Source organism: Phycisphaera sp. (assembly GCA_025916675.1).
In the GTDB taxonomy this organism is placed as follows: domain Bacteria; phylum Planctomycetota; class Phycisphaerae; order Phycisphaerales; family UBA1924; genus JAHCJI01.
Window position 1 is genome coordinate 1,088,861 of record CP098402.1, and the last position, 17,801, is coordinate 1,106,661.

20 protein-coding genes and 1 tRNA gene are annotated in these 17,801 nt (G+C 66.7%); 5 read left to right on the forward strand and 16 right to left on the reverse strand.

Annotated elements, in window-relative coordinates; translation table 11 throughout:
- Positions 1–45: 45 nt before the first annotated feature.
- Entirely contained in the window at positions 46–360 is a 315-nt protein-coding gene (locus tag NCW75_04665) for a hypothetical protein (protein ID UYV13578.1), read from the reverse strand.
- A gap of 332 nt (positions 361–692) precedes the next feature.
- On the opposite strand from NCW75_04665, the gene NCW75_04670 reads away from it, so the two are divergent.
- On the forward strand, positions 693–1,061 hold the full coding sequence (locus NCW75_04670) for a VOC family protein (GenBank protein UYV13579.1): 369 nt from the start codon (positions 693–695) through the stop codon (positions 1,059–1,061).
- Positions 1,062–1,108: 47 nt separating this feature from the next.
- Here the strand turns inward: NCW75_04670 and fabG are convergent, their stop codons facing one another.
- The 6 genes from fabG to rpmF form a co-directional block, all read right to left on the reverse strand.
- Positions 1,109–1,855, reverse strand: coding sequence for a 3-oxoacyl-[acyl-carrier-protein] reductase (gene fabG, locus NCW75_04675; protein UYV13580.1), 747 nt, complete (start codon positions 1,853–1,855; stop codon positions 1,109–1,111).
- Positions 1,856–1,939: 84 nt separating this feature from the next.
- A complete protein-coding gene (locus tag NCW75_04680) occupies positions 1,940–3,025 on the reverse strand; it encodes a hypothetical protein (protein ID UYV13581.1) in 1,086 nt (361 codons plus the stop codon).
- 156 nt (positions 3,026–3,181) lie between these two features.
- A complete protein-coding gene (locus NCW75_04685; GenBank protein UYV13582.1) occupies positions 3,182–4,126 on the reverse strand; it encodes an ACP S-malonyltransferase in 945 nt (314 codons plus the stop codon).
- Positions 4,127–4,160: 34 nt separating this feature from the next.
- Entirely contained in the window at positions 4,161–5,210 is a 1,050-nt protein-coding gene (locus tag NCW75_04690; protein ID UYV13583.1) for a ketoacyl-ACP synthase III, read from the reverse strand.
- Positions 5,211–5,221: 11 nt separating this feature from the next.
- Positions 5,222–6,289 (reverse strand): phosphate acyltransferase PlsX, encoded by a 1,068-nt coding sequence (plsX, locus tag NCW75_04695; GenBank protein UYV13584.1) that lies wholly within the window; start codon positions 6,287–6,289, stop codon positions 5,222–5,224.
- Between the two features lie 66 nt (positions 6,290–6,355).
- Entirely contained in the window at positions 6,356–6,556 is a 201-nt protein-coding gene (gene rpmF / locus NCW75_04700) for a 50S ribosomal protein L32 (protein ID UYV13585.1), read from the reverse strand.
- A gap of 180 nt (positions 6,557–6,736) precedes the next feature.
- Between rpmF and NCW75_04705 the strand changes: the two genes are divergently transcribed.
- From NCW75_04705 to NCW75_04715, 3 genes are read left to right on the forward strand one after another with little or no spacing between them, the layout of a single operon-like run.
- The gene (locus tag NCW75_04705) at positions 6,737–8,659 is read left to right on the forward strand and encodes an ATP-dependent DNA helicase (GenBank protein UYV13586.1); all 1,923 of its coding nucleotides are present in this window, start codon (positions 6,737–6,739) and stop codon (positions 8,657–8,659) included.
- Between the two features lie 47 nt (positions 8,660–8,706).
- Positions 8,707–9,474: a CoA transferase subunit A gene (locus tag NCW75_04710; GenBank protein UYV13587.1), complete on the forward strand. Its 768-nt coding sequence runs from the start codon at positions 8,707–8,709 to the stop codon at positions 9,472–9,474.
- A gap of 12 nt (positions 9,475–9,486) precedes the next feature.
- Positions 9,487–10,227, forward strand: a complete 741-nt coding sequence (locus NCW75_04715; GenBank protein UYV13588.1) for a hypothetical protein — start codon at positions 9,487–9,489, stop codon at positions 10,225–10,227.
- A gap of 19 nt (positions 10,228–10,246) precedes the next feature.
- Here the strand turns inward: NCW75_04715 and rplI are convergent, their stop codons facing one another.
- The 9 genes from rplI to NCW75_04760 all read right to left on the reverse strand — a co-directional run bounded on the left by rplI (position 10,247) and on the right by NCW75_04760 (position 16,181).
- Positions 10,247–10,840, reverse strand: coding sequence for a 50S ribosomal protein L9 (gene rplI / locus NCW75_04720; protein ID UYV13589.1), 594 nt, complete (start codon positions 10,838–10,840; stop codon positions 10,247–10,249).
- 141 nt (positions 10,841–10,981) lie between these two features.
- Positions 10,982–11,620 carry a hypothetical protein gene (locus tag NCW75_04725; GenBank protein ID UYV13590.1) on the reverse strand — a complete coding sequence of 213 codons (639 nt, stop codon included), beginning with the start codon at positions 11,618–11,620 and terminating at the stop codon, positions 10,982–10,984.
- An 87-nt stretch (positions 11,621–11,707) separates the two neighbouring features.
- Positions 11,708–12,181 (reverse strand): single-stranded DNA-binding protein, encoded by a 474-nt coding sequence (gene ssb, locus NCW75_04730; protein ID UYV13591.1) that lies wholly within the window; start codon positions 12,179–12,181, stop codon positions 11,708–11,710.
- A gap of 50 nt (positions 12,182–12,231) precedes the next feature.
- Entirely contained in the window at positions 12,232–12,804 is a 573-nt protein-coding gene (gene rpsF / locus NCW75_04735; GenBank protein ID UYV13592.1) for a 30S ribosomal protein S6, read from the reverse strand.
- A gap of 2 nt (positions 12,805–12,806) precedes the next feature.
- On the reverse strand, positions 12,807–13,568 hold the full coding sequence (gene pth, locus NCW75_04740; protein ID UYV13593.1) for an aminoacyl-tRNA hydrolase: 762 nt from the start codon (positions 13,566–13,568) through the stop codon (positions 12,807–12,809).
- Positions 13,569–13,576: 8 nt separating this feature from the next.
- Entirely contained in the window at positions 13,577–14,236 is a 660-nt protein-coding gene (locus NCW75_04745; protein ID UYV13594.1) for a 50S ribosomal protein L25, read from the reverse strand.
- Between the two features lie 44 nt (positions 14,237–14,280).
- Positions 14,281–15,261: a ribose-phosphate pyrophosphokinase gene (locus NCW75_04750; GenBank protein ID UYV13595.1), complete on the reverse strand. Its 981-nt coding sequence runs from the start codon at positions 15,259–15,261 to the stop codon at positions 14,281–14,283.
- Positions 15,258–16,055 carry an NTP transferase domain-containing protein gene (locus NCW75_04755; GenBank protein UYV13596.1) on the reverse strand — a complete coding sequence of 266 codons (798 nt, stop codon included), beginning with the start codon at positions 16,053–16,055 and terminating at the stop codon, positions 15,258–15,260. Before NCW75_04755 ends, NCW75_04750 begins: the two co-directional genes overlap by 4 nt.
- A 55-nt stretch (positions 16,056–16,110) precedes the next feature.
- Positions 16,111–16,181: transfer RNA gene (locus NCW75_04760), tRNA-Gln, on the reverse strand.
- Between the two features lie 357 nt (positions 16,182–16,538).
- Between NCW75_04760 and NCW75_04765 the strand changes: the two genes are divergently transcribed.
- Positions 16,539–17,777, forward strand: a complete 1,239-nt coding sequence (locus tag NCW75_04765; GenBank protein ID UYV13597.1) for an endonuclease/exonuclease/phosphatase family protein — start codon at positions 16,539–16,541, stop codon at positions 17,775–17,777.
- Positions 17,778–17,801 lie beyond the last annotated feature (24 nt).

Genomic DNA, 17,801 nt, shown 5'->3' on the forward strand with positions numbered 1-17,801 from the left:
CAGGATAGCGGCGGCAAGCCTTGGCCGCCCGAAGGGTGCGTCGCGTCAGACCGCTTCGACAAAGGAAACGAAGTGGCTGTACCCTCCCCAGATCGTTGCGCCCGCCATGGCGAATCCGATCATCAGCACCGCGGCCAGCGGCGGTGGCTTGCGACTGAGCAACCTGATGATGGACCACACGGCGGCGGCCACCATCACCGCGCCCCACACGAAGTACGGGACGCTGCTGCGATGCCACGCCAGCGGCAGCCACCCGAAGAAGTGCATCGCCATGATGATGAGCTGGCACACGAACACCAACGCGACCGCGCCGATCGCCAGGTGGAAGGCGTCGAACGATCGGTCTCGCGTCGCGGTCATGCAAGGAGCCTAGCACGCCGACGCCATCGGCCGGAGGCCGTGTCGGGTGCTCGGAAACGAGCCAGCGCCACCCCCCACGAGCCCCTCGCGCGAGCGAGGGGAATGCGCGTCCAAGATCCAGGTGTTGTTCGACCCGTCCTGATCGCCGGGCGTCCATTCCCCTCGCTCGCGCGAGGGGCTCGTGGGGGGTGGCGTTCGACCGAACAAGCTCGGCTCCTGGTTTCGTGGCGTGCGGTCCCTAGGTCTATTAGAACGCTCAAGGCGGCTTTCGTGTTGTTGCCTGGGATCCACGCACGCAGCCACAGGGCGGCCCCGCCGGCGAACAATCCCCCATGACCATCCTCCGCAACCACTACGTCCTCGCCGTCCACGACCTCGACCGCACCCGCGACTGGTACGAGCGGGTGCTGGGCTGCACGGCCGAGGAGGTCGACCCGGGCAACTGGGTGTTCCTGGCCCGCGACGGCGTCACGTTCATGTGCGGGCGATGCCCCGACTCGATCAGCCCGATCGAGGCCGGCGACCACGCGTACTTCGCGTACCTGGTGGTCGACGACGTCGACGCCTGGCACGAGCGGGCCCGCCGCGAGGGCGCCGAGATCCTCAAGGCCCCACGCGATGAGCCCTGGGCCATGCGCGAGATGGCGCTGCGGACGTGCGACGGGCACCGGATGATGGTGGCGACGAAGCTGGATTCATAGGTCTCGCGGCCACAGAGAGGCTTGAGAAAACCTCGCCGCGGAGCGGACTAGCACATGGTCAGGCCACCATCCACACAGATCACCTGCCCGGTCAGGAACCCCGCCTCATCGCTGCTCGCGTACGCGACGGCGGCGGCGATGTCCTCGGGGGCGCCCAGGCGGGGCACGCTCATGGCCTTCAGCACCGTCTGGCCGACTTCCTCCGGAAGCCCGGACGTCATGTCGGTCTCGATGAAGCCCGGGGCGACGACGTTGGCGGTGACGCCCTTGGAGCCGAGTTCCCTGGCCAGCGTTCGCGTGAAGCCGATGAGGCCGGCCTTGGCGGCGGCGTAGTTGGCTTGGCCGGCGTTGCCGACGACGCCGCTGGTGCTGGCGATGTTGACGATGCGGCCGAAGCGGTTCTTCATCATCGGGCGGGCGGCCGCGCGGCAGGCGGCGAAGGCGCTGGTGAGGTTGACATTGATCACCTCGTCCCACTGCTCGTCGGTCATGCGCATCAGCAGGCCGTCGCGGGTGATGCCGGCGTTGTTGACCAGGACGTCCAGGCGGCCGAGTTCCTTGATGACGCCCTCGATGGCGCTGCCGAAGGCGGCGCGATCGCCCACGTCGACGGCCAGCGCGGTGGCTTGGCCGCCGTTGCCCTCGATCTCGCCCTTGAGTTCATCCAGTGGCCCCTGCGAGCGGGCGGCCAGGACGACGTGGCGGCCATCGGCGGCCAGGCGGGTGGCGATGGCGCGGCCGATGCCGCGGCTGGCGCCCGTGACGAGGGCGACTCGGGTCGGAAGGTCGGACATGCGAGGAGTCTCCAGAGCGAGAAAGAAAGCGGGGCGCTCGCCGCGCCCCGTGGGAGTCATGAGTTTAGGAAGCGGCGTGCGGCCTTAGCCACCACCCGGGATGGTGATGGGCCCGCGGGGCGTGCGGCGGACCGTCTCCTTGGGCTTCTCTTCTTCTTCCGCTTCCTCCTCGGGCTCGGGTTCGGGCACGCCCAGGGCGGCGGGGCGTGCGTCGCCCGAACGGCTGAGGGCGGAGAAGTCGATGGCGAAGGTGTGCGCGCCGACGGTGCCGTCGAGCTCCGAAGCGCGGGCGACGGCCGGGGCGTTGGTGGGTGCGCCACCAAAGACGTACGAGCCGCCAACCGGTGTGACCGACCAGCCCAGGACGTAGGCCTCGCCGGGCGTCTGGATGGCCAGGGCGACGGCGCCGAACGCGTCATCACCACCGGGAGCCATCGCATCGGATACCAAACCCGCGTCGGCGGTGATCTTCTGGTTGAGGGCCTCGATCTCATCCATGGTGCCATCTTCGCGAAGCTTCTCGATGAGCGGCTCGAGTTCTTCGGGCACGTTGCCCGATGCGATGCGTTCGGGGCTGAGGTTCTCGGCCATGCTGGCGTCGAGTGGGATGTTCAGCTCGTTGGCGGCTTCCATCACCTTGACGCCGATGCTCATGAGCGCGTCCTCGTGCTCGGCCATCGCGCTCATCATGTCGTTCATGGAGCCGAAGTCTGAGGCAGGGCTCGCGCCGGGCGCCATGAGCTCGATGCCCTCGCTCCGCGCATCGGCGGTCATGTACACCACGCGCACCTGCTCGATGTTGCCCACCGCGTCGTACCACTGCCCGCCGAAGCGGAGGTCGTCGAGGATCGTGCGGGCGTCGGCGCTCAGCATGCCCTCGAGCGCGGCGTCATTGCCCCTGGCGAACGCGTCGGCGAACTGGATGGCCGCCCGGACCATCGGCTCGTGCTCCTCGAGCACGCTCAGCCCGCCGGTGGCCTGCACGCGGGCGTCCACGCCGTCCATCCTGGCCAGCACCGATTCGACGTCGACGCGCGCGGGCGGCGGTGGCGGCGGTGGGGGCGGCGGTGGGGGTGGCGGCGGTGCGGGCTCCTTGCAGGCCGTGAGAACAACCGGGATGGCCAGGAGCGACACCTTGAGTGCCTGTCGCGCGATCGTGCGGGTCTTCATGTGGAGCTCCGTCTTGGTGGAATCCCAGGTCTTGATACGGGCCGAATGCCCTGATCAATGGTTCGTATGGGAGCCGCGGTCGGTTCGGGCGGCCCACAGGCAGCTTAGGGCGGGCGTGACCCGCACGTTACCCAGCCGGGCGTGCCGGAACGGGCGTCAGGGCGTGTCGTGGATGGTGACGGCGACCGAGCGATCGATCCGTTTCATCATGCCCGCCAGGCTCTTGCCGGGGGCCAACTCGTGCCACGAAGCGCCCTCGCCCAGCCCGGCACTGACCATATTCTGGCAGCCCTGGGCCCAGCGGACGGGATGGGTAAGCTGCTCGGCCAGGCGGCGGCGGATGCTGTCGGCATCCTGCTCGTGGGGCTCGGCCGTGACGTTGGAGTACACCGGGCACGCCGCGAGGGCTCCGGCGTCGATGGGCGCGGCGGCCAGGGCCTCGGCGAGGCGGTCGGCGGCCGGCTCCATGAGCGGGGAGTGGAACGCGCCGGCGACTGGCAGCGGCGTGGCCCGCACGCCCGACTCCTTCGCGACGGCTTCGGCGCGGGCGATGGCTTCGGCGTTGCCGCTCAGGACGACCTGGCCCGGGGCGTTGAAGTTGGCGCACACAAGGACGCCGCCCTGGCGCGCCTTCTCGCAGACCTCGTTGGCCTGGTCCTCGTCACAACCGATGAGCGCGAGCATGCCGCCGGGCGCGGCCTCGGCGGCGTCTTGCATGGCGCGGCCTCGCAGCGTGACGAGCTTGAGGCCGTCCTCGAACGAGAGCACGCCGGCCAGGTGCAAAGCGGTGTACTCGCCCAGGCTCAGGCCGGCGGTCGCTTTCAGGGCGAGCGCATCGCCGCCGGCGAGTTCGGCCATGCCGGTCCATGCCGCGATCGAGCAGACGTAGATCGCCGGCTGGCTGACGTCGGTGCGATTGAGCGTCTCGGGCGGGCCGTCGAAGCACAGGGCGCTGAGTGGCGCGCCGAGTTCGCCGGCCAAGAGCTTGTCAGCCCTCTCGAACGTGGCGCGGGCGTTGCCGCTGGCATCGGCCCAGGCGCGTCCCATGCCGACGGCTTGCGAGCCCTGGCCGGGACAAAGAACAATGGCGGGCTCGCTCATACGCAAGGCTCCAGAAAAAGAAGTCGAGGGTTGTTTACAGCCGCCAGAGACTGCTGCCCCATGTCAGCCCCGCGCCGAAGCCCAGGAACATAACGAGCTGGCCGGGCTTGATGCGGTTGGCGGCCTTGAGTTCGGCAAAGCACAGGCACACCGAGGCGGCCACCGTGTTGCCGTAGCGGTCGATGTTGATGTGCAACTTTTCTTCGGGCAGGCCGAAGCGTTCGCGGGCGGCGTCGAGGATGCGTTTGTTCGACTGGTGGCAGACGTAGTGGTCCACGTCCTCGGGCTTGAGGCCGACCTTGTCGAGCGTTTCCTGGATGAGGTCGCCGAAGGTGCTGACGGCGAACTTGAAGACGGCTCGGCCGTTCATGTGCAGGCAGTTGATGTCGACGCCGTGGCCCTCGTGGTCGAAGTCCGCGGGGTAGTCCTCGTCGATGCGCGGGATGAACAGGTCGGGCCAGCGGCCGCCGTCGGTGTGCATGGCGCGGGCGAGCACGCCGTGGTCGGGGTCGTCGCTGCCGGCGATGACGAACGCGCCTGCGGCGTCACCAAAGAGGATACTCGTGCCGCGGCCGCGGTTGGAGTAATCGACGTGGCGGGTGATGACGTCGGCGCCGATCACGCCCACGGTGCGGGAGACGCCCGAGCGGATGAGCGCGTCGACCGTGTTGAGGGCGAACACGAAGCCCGAGCACGCCGCGTTGAGGTCGAATCCGGCGATCTGGCCCGCGCCAAGGTTGGCGGCGACCTGGCAGGCCGTGGCTGGCGTGGGCATGTCCGGGGTGGTGGTGGCCACGACGATCTGGTCGAGGTCGGTAGCCTTGAGGCCCGCGTCGTCGAGGGCTGCTTGCAAGGCGCGGGTACCCAGGCTCGCGGTCGTCTCGCCGAGTTCTCGCTTGGCCACGCGCCGCTCGGTGATGCCGGTGCGCTGGCGGATCCACTCGTCGGTGGTGTCGATCATCCGCTCAAGGTCGGTATTGGTCAGCGTGGTCTTGGGCAGGGCCATGCCCGCACCCAAGATGGTGGCACCCACGCGGGCCCCGCCGGCGGTGTGCACCGTGTCCTTGTCGACTCGATTAGACATGTTGGTATCGCTCATGCTTTGATCGACTCGCGCATGACGCCGGCATCGATGCTGGCCTCGACCTCAACGATACGCTGCAGCAGCACGTCGTTCAGGCCAAGCCTCAGGTACTCGAAACCATTCCGGATGCTCGCGCAAATGGTCTTGGCCTTGCTCGAGCCGTGGGCGATGATGTAGGTGCCATTCACGCCCAGCAGCGGCGCGCCGCCGAGTTCCTCGTAGTCGCTCTTGCTGTACAACGCTTTAATGGCCGGCTCGATCCGCAGAGCGAGCTCAGGATCCTCGGCGAAGATTGCCTGGGCGATCGCGCTGAACAGGCTGCGGGCCAGGCCCTCGGCCATCTTCAGCACGGTGTTGCCCACAAAGCCATCGGTCACGACGACGTCGGCGGCGCCGTCGAAGAAGTCCCGGCCCTCGATGAAGCCGGTGAAGTTGATGCCCGGAGTCGCGGCGATCAGGTCGCGCGTCTTCTGAATGAGTTCGGTGCCCTTGCCCTCTTCGGCACCAATGTTCATTAGCGCCACGCGAGGCTTATCGATGTGCAGCATGGTGCGGGCGTAGGCCTCGGCCATCACGCCGTACTGCCACAGGTGCGTGGGCTGGGGCTCGGGGTTGGCCCCGGCATCGCACAACACAATGGGGCCCTGGAAGCCCGGGATGGTAACGGCGATGCCCGGACGATGCACGCGGGGCAGACGCTTGAGGTGCATGATGGCCGCCGACACGCACGCGCCGGTGTTGCCCGCGCTCAGGATGGCGTCGACGTGCTCGGGCGTGCCCTTGGTCTTGGGCGATCCGAGCCGGGCCGAGCGCACGATCGATGAATCGGCCTTGGAGCGGACCGCCTTGGCCGGGCTCTCGCCCATGGCGATGACCTCGGTGGTTGCCACAAGGTCGAAGGTCGAGGGATCGACCCCGTGTTCTTTGGCGATGTCGAGGATGGTGGCCCGGTCGCCCACGAGCACGAGGCGACCGCCCTCGGGGATCGCTCCCGATTCCGGATCAAGGGCGCGAAAGCACCCCGCCAGGATGGCGTCGGGCGCGTGGTCGCCGCCCATCACGTCGACCGCCAAGCGCATCAGTTGGTCCCTCGGGCGCTACGCGTCAGCCGAGCCACAAATGTGTCTGGGAAGAGGAGCGGACGCTCAATCACGCTCGACGCCGATCCCGAGCTTGGGAACGACGATGGTCAGGCCCGGGCGGTAATACCCGGACTGACGGCAGGCTCGGTGGTGGTTCTTGGGCATGCTCGTGACCGGGCACAGCGTAACGGTGAGCCCCTTCAGCGAGTCGTGGGCCCGGCGGCGACGCGTCCGACCGTGCGACTGGCGATGCGTAGGAAGCATGGCAATAAACCCTTTCGAGGGCGTCCGCGACCGGTGGAAGCGAGCCCAATCCAGAACCGGACACGGGGCGTACAACCACCCCGCCTGCCCGGATGAGAATCCAGACCCACACGATAAGCGCCAAGCCCCGTCCCGTCAACGTCCCAAGCCCCCCCCTGACCACTCGCATAGCCTCTGGGCGTGCCTGACGGAACCTGTACAACGACCCAGCCAGAACTCCCCGAGAAGGCGATGGACGCCCTGCGAGAGGTCTGGGGTTTCGACAGCCTCCGCCCTATGCAGGCGGCGGCGGTCCGGGCCGCTTTGGATGGCCGCGACGCCCTGGTCGTCCTGCCCACGGGCGGCGGCAAGAGCCTGTGCTACCAACTCCCGCCATTGGTCAGCGGCAACGCCACCGTCGTGGTCAGCCCGTTGATTGCGTTGATGCGGGATCAGGTACGAGGACTGGAACTCAACGGCTATGCCGCCGCCGCGTTGCACTCGGCGGTGGACTTCGACGACGTCCGGGCGATCGAGAGCCAGCTGGTCTCGGGTGAGATCAATCTGCTGCTGGCCGCACCCGAGCGGATGGTGACCACGGGCTTCCGCACGCTGCTGGCCCGGCTGGCCGACGCCGGGCGGCTCGGCGCGATCGCCGTCGACGAGGCCCACTGCATCAGCCAGTGGGGGCACGACTTCCGCCCCGAGTACCGCCGGCTGGCCGAGCTGCGCGACGTCGTGCCCGGCACCCCAATGCAGGCCTTCACCGCGACCGCCACGCCGCGCGTGCGGCAGGACATCATCGAGCAATTGGGGCTGAAGGAGCCCGAGGTGCTCGTCGGCACGTTCGATCGCCCGAACCTGACCTACCACGTCCGCGCGCGGCAGCCCGGCGCTCGGGCCATCCAGCAGGCCGCCGAGGCCATCGCTCGGCACAAGGACGCCGGCGAGGGCGGGGCGATCGTCTACTGCATCAGCCGCAAGGAGACCGAGGAGTTCGCCGACGGTCTCCGCGGCATGGGGCTGGATGCCCAGGCCTACCACGCGGGCTTGAAGCCCAACCAGCGCGACAACGTCGAGCGCGCGTTCACGAACGAGCAGCTCGACGTGGTTTGCGCCACGGTCGCATTCGGCATGGGCATCGACCGTAGCAACGTGCGGCTGGTCGTCCACGCGGCGTGCCCCAAGAGCGTCGAGGCATACCAGCAGGAAGCCGGCCGCGCGGGCCGGGATGGCGAGCCCGCCGAGTGCCTGCTGCTCTATGGCCCGGGGGATGCCGGTCGATGGACGCGGCTGATCATGAGGGACCAGTCCTTCGACGAACAGGTTGCCGAGTCGACACGTGCCCAACTCGAACTCATCCGCGAGGCAACCCGATTTGTTGCGCTGATGGAGTGCCGGCACAAGGCGCTGAGCACCCACTTCGGCCAGGAATACGAACCCCCGCCCGGCCGCCACAACTGCGGCGCGTGCGACGTGTGCCTGGGCGAAACCGAAGTCGAGCAGGACTCGGCCCGCGTCGCCCAGATCATCATGAGCGCCGTCGCCCGGCTTGACCAGCGGTGGGGGGCGGCCCACGTAGCCGACGTGCTGCGGGGCGCGAACACCGAGAAGATCAAGAGCAACGGCCACGACCAACTCAGCGTCCACGGCATGCTCCGCGAGCACGCCAAGGGCGAGGTGCAGATGTATATCGAGCAGCTCGTCGCAACCGGCGCACTGATGCGACACCTGAGCGACGGCGGGTTCGAGACCCTCCGCTTCGGCGAACTCGGCAACGCCGTGATGAAGGCCGAGCAGCCCATCACGCTGGCCCGCCCGATGGGCTCGGGCACGGTGCGTCAGGAGAGGACACGAAAGTCCTCAAGACGCCCCGCCGAGGTCGTCATCCTGGACGCCGACGAGAAGGAATTGTTCGAGAAGCTGCGGGCCGTGCGCCTCGAGATCTCGCGTGAGGATTCAATCCCGCCCTACATGGTCTTCAACGACGCGACCCTGCGCGAGATGGCCAAGCGAAGGCCCTCGACCGACCGCGAGATGCTGTCGATCAAGGGCGTTGGCCACGCCAAGCTGGAGGCTTTCGGGCGGCAGTTTCTCGAAGCAATCGATCGAGGCGGCCAGTAAACCCGGCGGCTACCCTTGGGCTCGACCCGAAGTTGGAGATCTTGACCATGCCATCCGCCGTCACCAGCAAGCAAGTCCCCACTGCCGCCGAGGCCTTCCGGGACCTCAAGGACAAGGGCATCCTCTACGACGGCTGCACCATTCACGTTGGCGGCTTCGGCCTCTGCGGCATCCCCGAGCAGCTCATCATCGCACTGCGTGACACGGGCGTGAAGGACCTGACCTGCGTCAGCAACAACGCGGGCGTGGACGACTGGGGCCTGGGCCTGCTGCTCCAGACGCGGCAGATCAAGAAGATGGTCTCCAGCTACGTGGGCGAGAACGACACCTTCGCCAAGCAGTTTCTCTCGGGTGAACTGGAAGTCGAGTTCAACCCGCAGGGCACGCTGGCCGAGCGGATCCGAGCCGGTGGCGCGGGCATCCCGGCGTTCTTTACCGCGACAGGCGCGGGCACGCAGATTGCCGAGGGCAAGGAGACACGCACCCTCATGCCAACGCCCGCCCAGGCACGTGTGAACAAGGACGTGTTCCAGGAGCGCGAGTTCGTGCTCGAGACCGGCATCTACGCCGACCTCGCGCTCGTGAAGGCCGAGACGGCCGATCCGTTTGGCAATCTGATCTACAACAAGACCGCCCGCAACTTCAACCCCATGATGGCGACGGCCGCCGCATACACGATCGCCGAGGTCGACAAGGTGGTCGAGTTGGGTGAGATGGACGCCGACCAGATCCACACGCCGGGCAGCTTCGTGGATCGTGTCGTGCTCAGCAAAAGTGAGAAGCGGATCGAGCAGCGGACCACGCGCGAAGGCTGAGGCCCGCAATCCATGATCGTGCTGTTCTGGATCCTGGGCATCGTCGGCGGACTGTTGGTGCTGGTCTATGCGGTCCTGGTCTGGATGACCATCAAGGTTTCCCGGCTCGAGCCATCGAGCGCGATCTCGCTGCTTGACGACGAGGCCTCGGACGAACTCGTCGAGAAAATGCCGTCGATCTCCGACTATGCCGGCGCGAGGGGTCTGCCGTTGGTGATCGCGATCCAGGCCAAGGCGCCCGGATTCGAGGTCCGTGAGGCGACCTGGGAGATCGCCCCCGACCACAGCTACTTCTCAGCAACCGAACGGCCAAGCGGCACCCCTCGCGCGAATTTCACGACTGCGCTCCGAGCTCGAGCGACCGGCGAACGCGTTTTCATCCTCACTTCGAACAACGGCGATCTCGCCAACGGGTATCCGGCGCTGGGCGTCTTTACCGAGGTGTTCCGGACCGAATCGCTGGCCGAACTCGAGCGTTGGCACGAGCACGCCGTCGGGTATATGCAGCGCGAGGGCTACTGCGAGCCACTGGTCATCCGACGCCCGCTGCTGGACGTTGCCATCGAGCAGGCCGAGCTCCAGGTCAACGAGATCAAGGGCAAGCCGCTCAAGATCCTGGTCTTCCCGATTCGATACTTCGTCGGCATGTCCACGAAGTTCGGTCGCACGATCGAGCAGCGGTATCCCGTCCGCAACAAGCACATGCGACGCCTCCGCGGCGAGATTATGCACTCGCCGCGAGGCTACGCGTAGGGCTATCGATTTGTCTTAGTTACTCGGCGGGGGTCTTGGCGGCTTCGGCAGGCGCTTCTTCGCCCTTGGGCTGGCGCTCGCTCTTCTTGCTGCCCGGCTCGATCAGGTTGCCCTCGTTGTCGAACTCCATCTCGTCGCGATCGTCGCTGTCCATCGTGCGGTCGGGCTCGACGAACACGCGGATGTGGCTCTCCAGATCGGTGGCGAACTTGAGCAGCACCTCGTAGTTGTCCAGCCGCTTCATGGCATAAGGCAGGCGCACTTCGCGGGGCTTGACCTCGAAGCCGAGGGTCTGCAACGCGCTGGCGATGTCCTGCTGGGTAACAGCACCGTAGAGCACACCCTGGTCGTTGCAGGCGCGCACCATGGTGATCTCCTGGCCGTCGAGCTTGCCGGCCATCTCCTCGCGCTCGGAGCGATGGGCGGCCACGTCCTTCTCGGCCTGGGCCCGCTTGGCCGAGAGCTGCTTGATAAGCTCGTCGTCGGGCGTCGTTGCCAGCTCGCGCGGCAGCAGGAAGTTGCGGGCGTAGCCGGCCTTCACCTTGACAACGTCGCCGACGATGCCGAGGTTGTCCACGTTCTCAAGCAGCAGCAGGTTGATATCACGAGCCATGGTCGCTGTCCTTTCCGCCCATGGGTTGGGCCGGAGAGTTGAGGAGCCAGCCGATCCAGGTTCGATCAGCGGTGGCCCCAGCGTATGTGGTGCCCGGCAGAAAGCCTGCGGGGCGAGCAGAGAGTTTAGGCGGCCTCTAGTTCAGGGGCAGCCGGTATCGAACGCATTTTGGAAGGCCAAGAAGTCAAGAACGGTAAACTCACCGTCGCCGTCGAAGTCGGCGAGTGGATCTTGGACCTCGAACAAATTGATGAACGCCAGGAAGTCAAAGACGTTCAATTCCCCGTCGCCATCAAGGTCGGGATCGCAAACAAAGTCGATCCGATCGGCCACCGCGCGATCAATCGCGGCGGCCCCGCCCACGGTGACGAACCGTGTGCCGAACAGCAGTTCGCCTTGTTCCAGATCCACCGCGGCCGTGCCCTTCCACACCAGGGTTTCGTCCCCGCTGGCGGGGATCCAGTGCGTTGTGACTGGCCAGAACGAGTATGCGGCCCAATCGGCGCCGGCCGACGAGGCATAGTCGTCCCACGGCCCGACAGGCAACGAGTCCGGGTCGCCGAACCAGTCCGTCAGCGTGGGCCACGGAGCCCCAATACCGAAGACTACATGGGCCCATCCCATCCCCGGTTCCCAGCCATCGTCCGGGCTTAAAAAGAACCGGTACTCGTAGATCCCGCCGCCGATGTCGGAAACCGCGTACTCCAAGTCCAGGCCCTGTCCAATGGCCGCCCCGGTGGAAAGCAATAACGTGGCAAGAGTCTTCTTGAGGTTGTTCACGGGATACTCCCCTTACTCCGCTCCGTCATTTCGCTCAAGAGCGATCAAGATACGCGAGGCTAAGTGTACCTTGCCATGGCCGCCGGCTCAGAACGGGATGTCGTCATCCGGCGGCACCGGGTCGCTGTCGTAGCCGCCACCTCCGCCGCCCCCGCCCTGGTTCCCGGACGAGTAGCCCCCGCCCCCGCCTCCGCCTCCGCCGCCACCCTGACCGCCTTGGCCACCTTGGCCGCTGTCGATGAACTGGAAGCTCTCGATGACGACCTTGAGCTTGGAGCGGTTGTTGCCCTGCTGGTCCTGCCACTGGTCCAGCTTCAGGCGGCCCTCGATGAACACCGGGCGGCCCTTGCGGAGGTACTGGGCCATGACCTCCGCGGTCCGGCCGAAGGCGTCGCAGTCCACGAAGGTCGTCTCTTCACGCTGCTCTCCGCTCTGGGTCTTGAACTTGCGATTCACCGCCAGGCCGATCTTGGCGATCGCCATGTTCTGCGGCGTGTGCCGCATCTCAATGTCGCGCGTCAGGTTGCCCATGAGGAACACACGGTTGAAGTTGCCGGCCATGGCGGGTCTCCCGGGAGAAGGCGGATCTGGAATCGGGCGAGGCTAGGGGCTCAGGCGTTGGCGGGCTCGGTCGAGTCGCTCTTCTCGGTCGTGTCGCCGTCGTCTGAGCCGCCATCACCATCACCATCACCATCGGTGTCGCTGTCGCTATCACCGGTCGACCGGCTCTCGGAGTGGTCCGAGGGCGTGTCCTCGACGGGGCGGCCCATGCGGACGCCGGTGTCCTTGCCCTCTTCCTCGGCCTCGTTGGCCTTGTCGGCGCGGAGCTTGGCCTCACCCATGAGGGCCTCGCGGCCGTCGGCGGCCTGCATCTCTTCGAGGGTCAGGTGGTCGGCCCGGGTCAGCAGCAGGCGCATGATCGTCTCGCTGAGCTGGCAATCGCGATCGAGCTGTGAGATCTTCTGCGCGGGGGCCTCGATATACGCGATGATGTACAGGCCGCGCTTCTGCTTGTCGATCTCGTAGGCCAGACGTCGCTCGTCCCACTTGGCCATGGAGATGAGCTTGGCCTCCGAGCGAGCGAGCAGCTCGTCGATGTGGGTGATGACCGACGCCAAGTCGGCCGCGGTCGACTGGCCGATGAGGAACATGGCTTCGTAGTTGAAAGTACGCTCTGGGGGCATGGTCAGATGTCCTTTGCCGATGCGTTCGGCGGTTGGTGACCGGCCGGTGCGGTGTCGCCCGGGCCATGGGGTTGATCACTGGGGGCCTCGCGCGAGGCATCCCCGGGACGATTCGTGGTATTGGTGTTGGTTTGAGAACCGTTGGTCTCGGAATTCTGGTCGGCCTTGGGCTTGGTGCCCTTGGCCTTCTTTTCTTCGGGCGTGTTGAAGCGGTTCATCGCTTCGGTGATGCCGCTCTTGACCCAGCACTCGGCCGCGTCGGCGGCCTTCTTGAGCGCGGGCTGGAGCGCGTCGCTCTGCTCCAGCGTGAACCGGCCGAGCACGTAGCCCGACTGGCTCGCGCCCTGCGGCTTGCTGTCGACGCCCAGGCGCAACCGCGCGTAGGCATCGCCCCCGGCCGCCCGGGCCACATCGGCCAGGCCATTGTGCCCGCCGTCGCCGCCCTTAGGTTTCAGCCGGAGGGCACCAAGTGGCAGGTACAGGTCATCGACGACGACGAGCATGTCCTCGGCTGGCTCGAGCTTGTAGAAGCGAAGGGCTTCTCCAACACTCAGACCGCTCTTGTTCATGAACGTCGTGGGCTTGGCCAGCATCACCTTCTCGTTGCCGATCATGCATTCCAGGGTGGCCGCGTGGAACCGCCCGCGCGCCACCGCCCCCCCGGCGTGCCGCCGGGCGAGTTCGTCGAGCACCATGAACCCCGCGTTGTGGCGGGTGTTCTCGTACTCGCTTCCTGGATTGCCAAGACCGACAATGAGCTTCATGGTGCTGGTTAGTCCTTGTCCTTATCGCCGTCGTCCTTCTTCTCGGTGATGACCTCGGGCGAGGCGGCGGCGTCGACCTCGCTGCTCTCGGAAGTTTCTTCCTCGATCTCCGCCTTGACAAAGATGCTCACCACCCGGGTGTCGGCGGGCGTCAGCAGCTTCATCGTCTCCTTGGGCAGGGGGATCTGGCCCGCGGTGATCATCTCGTCGACGCCCAGGTCGGAGATGTCCACCTCCAGCACGTCGGGCAGGTTGGTCACGGCACACTCAAGCTCGAGTTCGGTCACCGGGTGGGTGAGCACCGCGCCCGCGGTCTTGAGGCCCTTGGCGTTGCCCACGAACTCCAGCGGCACCGTCACCTCGACACGCTCGGACAGGTCCACGCGGCGGAAGTCGGCGTGGATGATGTCGGTGCCCAGGTGGTCGAATTGCAGGTCCTGGAGCAGCACCAACTCGTCCTTGGCACCCTCCATGGCCAGCACGAACACCCGCTCGCCCTTGGCAAAGTGAAGGTTGGCCTCGTGGGCATTGAACTCGACCGACAGCGGGTCCTGGCCGTGGCCGTAGACGATGGCGGGCAGGTGACCGCTCTCGCGTAGCCGCTTGGCGTAGCGCGTGCCGACACGGTCTCGTGTACGGGCGGTCAGGGTTGGTGAATCTTCATGCATGGCGGACTCTCCTACGCGATGCGTCGCATCGCTTCATTTCTCGGTTATCGCTTGGCGCCGGCGGCATCGCGCAACAGCGCGCTGACCGATTGATCGTGGTGGATGTTGTGGATGGCGTCGCCCAGCAACTCGCCCAGGCACAGCTCGACGAGCTTGCCGTCCAGCCGCTTGGCGCGATCGCTCAACGGAATCGTGTTCGTAACGATGACCTGGCTGATGGGGCTCTCGATGAGCCGGTCGATGGCCGGGCCCACGAGTACCGGGTGCGTCGCGGCCACCAGCACCTCGGTCGCGCCCTCTTCCATCACGAAGCGGGCCGCCTCGCACACGGTGCCGGCGGTCGAGATCATGTCGTCGAACATGAGCACGGTCTTGCCCTTGACGTTGCCGATGAGCGAGTCGGTGACAACCTCGCTGCCGCTGACGCGCTTCTTGTTGATGATCGCCAGGTCGGCACTCAGCAGGTTCTGCATGGCCTCGGCCATCTTCACGTTGCCCACGTCGGGGCTCACCAGGCACAGGTCGCCCAGACGTTCGCGCCGCTCGCGGAAGTAATCGAGGAACACCGGCGTCGCCGAGATGTGGTCGGTCGGCAGGTCAAAAAAGCCCTGGATCTGGGCGGCGTGCAGGTCGATCGCCAGCACGCGGTCGGCTCCGGCAGCAGTGATGAGGTTGGCCACCAGCTTAGCTGTGATGGGCACGCGGCCCTCGTCCTTGCGATCCTGGCGGCCGTAGCCGAAGTAGGGAACCACGAGCGTGATGCGCTTGGCCGAAGCCCGACGCAGGCAGTCAATGAAGATGAACAGCTCCATCAGGTTGTCGTTCACCGGGTGGCACGTCGACAAGATGACGTAGCAATCGCGGCCCCGCACGTCCTCGTCGAGCTTGACCAGAAGCTCGTCGTCGGGGAAGGCCATCGTGCGCGCCTTGCCAAGCGGCAGGTCGAGGTGGTCGCACACACGCTCGGCCAGTTCCTTGCTATGCCGGCCGCTGAAGATCTTGAGCTGGTTCGGATCGATCTTCATGCTCGGGCCCCTTGCGCGGCGTTCTGCCGCTGGCGATAGATCCGGTCCACGACGGCCAATTGCTCGGGCGTGTTGATGCTCAGCACGTCTTCGGCGGGCACGGCCTCGACCACTTCCACCCGGGCTCCGCCCGCCAGCAGCAGCGCCGGCACATCGGTCAGGTAGTACTCGCCGGTCTTAGGATTGCGCTCGACGTTCCGCAGGGCGTCCATCAGCGGGCCAAGCTTGAAGCAGTAGTAACTGGGGTTGATCTCGCGGATGGCTAGCTCGTCGGCGGTCGCGTTCTTCTGCTCGACGATGCGGGCGAATCGGCCCTTGGCGTCTCGCACGACGCGGCCGTAGCCGGTGGGGTCGTCGACGGCCGCGGTGGCCAGCGTGGCGGCGGCATTGGCCTTACGGTGCGTGTCGAGAAGCGTGCGGATCGTGTCATCGCGGATCAAAGGGCCGTCGCCACAAAGCACCAGGACATCGGAATCCGGCGAGGCGTCGTTCAATTCCGACTCGGCGGCCAGCACGGCGTGGCCGGTGCCGAGTTGCTCGGCCTGCAGCGCGTATCGGATGTCACCAGAAGCATCGACAAGGGCTCGCTCGACGTGCTCTCGCCCATGGCCCACGACCGCGACAATCGGCGTGCACCCGACCGCATGGCACGCCTCGGCCACGATCGACACCATCGGCCGGCCGCCCACGGGGTGGACCACCTTGGGCAGGTCGCTGCCCATGCGCGTGCCCTTCCCGGCGGCGAGGATGATCGCGCAGGGGCGGGGGTCCGACTGAGGAAGGGTGTCGTTCACGCTGCTCCAGGGAAAGGGAAGGAACCAACGTGGCAGCAGGCGGGGCACCGGGAAACTACCCGACCAGGATTCGAACCTGGACTTTCAGTACCAAAAACTGAAGTGCTACCATTACACCATCGGGCAGTGAATGTCTGCTCGGTGCGCCTGCGACCAGCGGGCTCCTGATCCAAAACGTGCGAATCGCACTCGACCCATGCCGGACTCACGCCGGGACCCTCCCGACGCGGCGGTGGCACGGGGCGTGGCAATGGGACACAACCGGCCCGGGGCCGCTGCCATCCCGCTCACACGCTGGCTCTTAGAGCTGGATCACCGATCGGGGCCATCAGGCCCGCCGGCAACCCCTGCCTGCGCCTCGCCGCTGGAAATCCCGAAGGGACCACCTTGGCTCATCGCAGCCGGCTCCCGTCCTGCCGCTGAACGAGGGGGATGATAGCACCCAGGCCGACACGGCTCCAAGCCGGTTCTATCCTGAGGGCCATGATGCGTACCGGTCCCATCCCCATCATGATCCTGGCGGTCCTGGCCCTGGGAACGGCGGCCGCGTGGGCGCAGGAGGCCGAGCCTCCCCCGGGCGCCATGCCCATCCGCGTGGCCACCTTCAACATCCAGGACGTCTCCACGACCGACCTGCTCGTGAACGACCAGCCCCGCGTCCAGCGGCTGGCCAGAGTCATCCAGCGGCTCAGGCCCACGGTGCTGCTGGTCAACGAGATCGCCTACGACCAACACGGCGTGCCGGGCGTGCCCACGGACGAGCCCGAGGGCTCCAACGGCCAGCGTTTTGCGAATCACTACCTTGAAATCAGCCAGGGCGAGGGCCTCGAACCCCTCCGTTACAGGGCCGTGATGCTGCCCACGAACACTGGCCGGGCCAGCGGGTTTGATCTGGACAACAGCGGCGATGCAGTGACAACCTACCCCCGACCGGCTCGGGCGAGCCTCGATGGCCAAGCGCCACCACAGACCGACCAGGGACGCGAGTTCGGCAACGATTCCTGGGGTTTCGGGACCTACCCCGGTCAGTACGGCATGGCCTTGCTCGTCGATGAGCGGCTCGACGTGCTCGATGACCAGATCCGCACGTTCCGGCTGCTGCCGTGGAGCGCCATGCCCGACGCCCGCCAGCCCACGAACGAGGACGGCACGCCCTGGTACAACGACGAGGAGTGGGCCGCCATGCGGCTGAGCTCCAAGAGCCACTGGGACATCCCGGTCAAGCTGCCCAACGGCGCGATCGTCCACTTCCTGTGCAGCCATCCGACACCTCCGGCGTTCGATGGCCCCGAGGGCCGCAACAAGGCGCGCAACCACGATGAGATCCGGTTCTGGGGCGACTACCTCAACAACCGTGGCTGGATCGCCGACGACAACGGCACGCCCGGGGGTATCCAGCGGGGCGAGGCGTTCGTGATCCTCGGCGACCTGAACGCCGACCCGAACAAGGGCGGCGATGTCGGCGACCCGATCGGCCGGCTCATGAAGAATCCCCGCCTCCAGAGCGTGGCGGCACCCGCCCAGGAACCCCCCCTGGAGGGGCTCGAGCCCCCCGACACCGCGAGTTTCGGTCTCAGGGTCGATTATGTGCTTCCGGGGAAGCGTATGGACGTGTTGCGGAGCGGCGTGTGGACCCTGGAGCCGGCATCGATTGGCGGGAGCACCGGGTTTCCGAGCGATCATTTCCCGGTGTGGGTTGAACTGTCGGTGCCCGGCCGGTGAGCGTGGCGGCGGGTGAGGCCGGGG

Excerpts from the sequence above, each read along its gene's own strand:
- NCW75_04745 (UYV13594.1), bottom strand. The coding sequence starts at position 14,236 with ATGCATGAAGATTCACCAACCCTGACCGCCCGTACACGAGACCGTGTC.
- NCW75_04685 (UYV13582.1), bottom strand. The coding sequence starts at position 4,126 with ATGAGCGAGCCCGCCATTGTTCTTTGTCCCGGCCAGGGCTCGCAAGCC.
- fabG (UYV13580.1), bottom strand. The coding sequence starts at position 1,855 with ATGTCCGACCTTCCGACCCGAGTCGCCCTCGTCACGGGCGCCAGCCGC.
- NCW75_04680 (UYV13581.1), bottom strand. The coding sequence starts at position 3,025 with ATGAAGACCCGCACGATCGCGCGACAGGCACTCAAGGTGTCGCTCCTG.
- NCW75_04715 (UYV13588.1), top strand. The coding sequence starts at position 9,487 with ATGATCGTGCTGTTCTGGATCCTGGGCATCGTCGGCGGACTGTTGGTG.
- NCW75_04765 (UYV13597.1), top strand. The coding sequence starts at position 16,539 with ATGATGCGTACCGGTCCCATCCCCATCATGATCCTGGCGGTCCTGGCC.
- NCW75_04665 (UYV13578.1), bottom strand. The coding sequence starts at position 360 with ATGACCGCGACGCGAGACCGATCGTTCGACGCCTTCCACCTGGCGATC.
- ssb (UYV13591.1), bottom strand. The coding sequence starts at position 12,181 with ATGGCCGGCAACTTCAACCGTGTGTTCCTCATGGGCAACCTGACGCGC.
- NCW75_04710 (UYV13587.1), top strand. The coding sequence starts at position 8,707 with ATGCCATCCGCCGTCACCAGCAAGCAAGTCCCCACTGCCGCCGAGGCC.
- rpsF (UYV13592.1), bottom strand. The coding sequence starts at position 12,804 with ATGCCCCCAGAGCGTACTTTCAACTACGAAGCCATGTTCCTCATCGGC.
- pth (UYV13593.1), bottom strand. The coding sequence starts at position 13,568 with ATGAAGCTCATTGTCGGTCTTGGCAATCCAGGAAGCGAGTACGAGAAC.
- NCW75_04690 (UYV13583.1), bottom strand. The coding sequence starts at position 5,210 with ATGTCTAATCGAGTCGACAAGGACACGGTGCACACCGCCGGCGGGGCC.
- rpmF (UYV13585.1), bottom strand. The coding sequence starts at position 6,556 with ATGCTTCCTACGCATCGCCAGTCGCACGGTCGGACGCGTCGCCGCCGG.
- rplI (UYV13589.1), bottom strand. The coding sequence starts at position 10,840 with ATGGCTCGTGATATCAACCTGCTGCTGCTTGAGAACGTGGACAACCTC.
- NCW75_04750 (UYV13595.1), bottom strand. The coding sequence starts at position 15,261 with ATGAAGATCGATCCGAACCAGCTCAAGATCTTCAGCGGCCGGCATAGC.
- plsX (UYV13584.1), bottom strand. The coding sequence starts at position 6,289 with ATGCGCTTGGCGGTCGACGTGATGGGCGGCGACCACGCGCCCGACGCC.
- NCW75_04670 (UYV13579.1), top strand. The coding sequence starts at position 693 with ATGACCATCCTCCGCAACCACTACGTCCTCGCCGTCCACGACCTCGAC.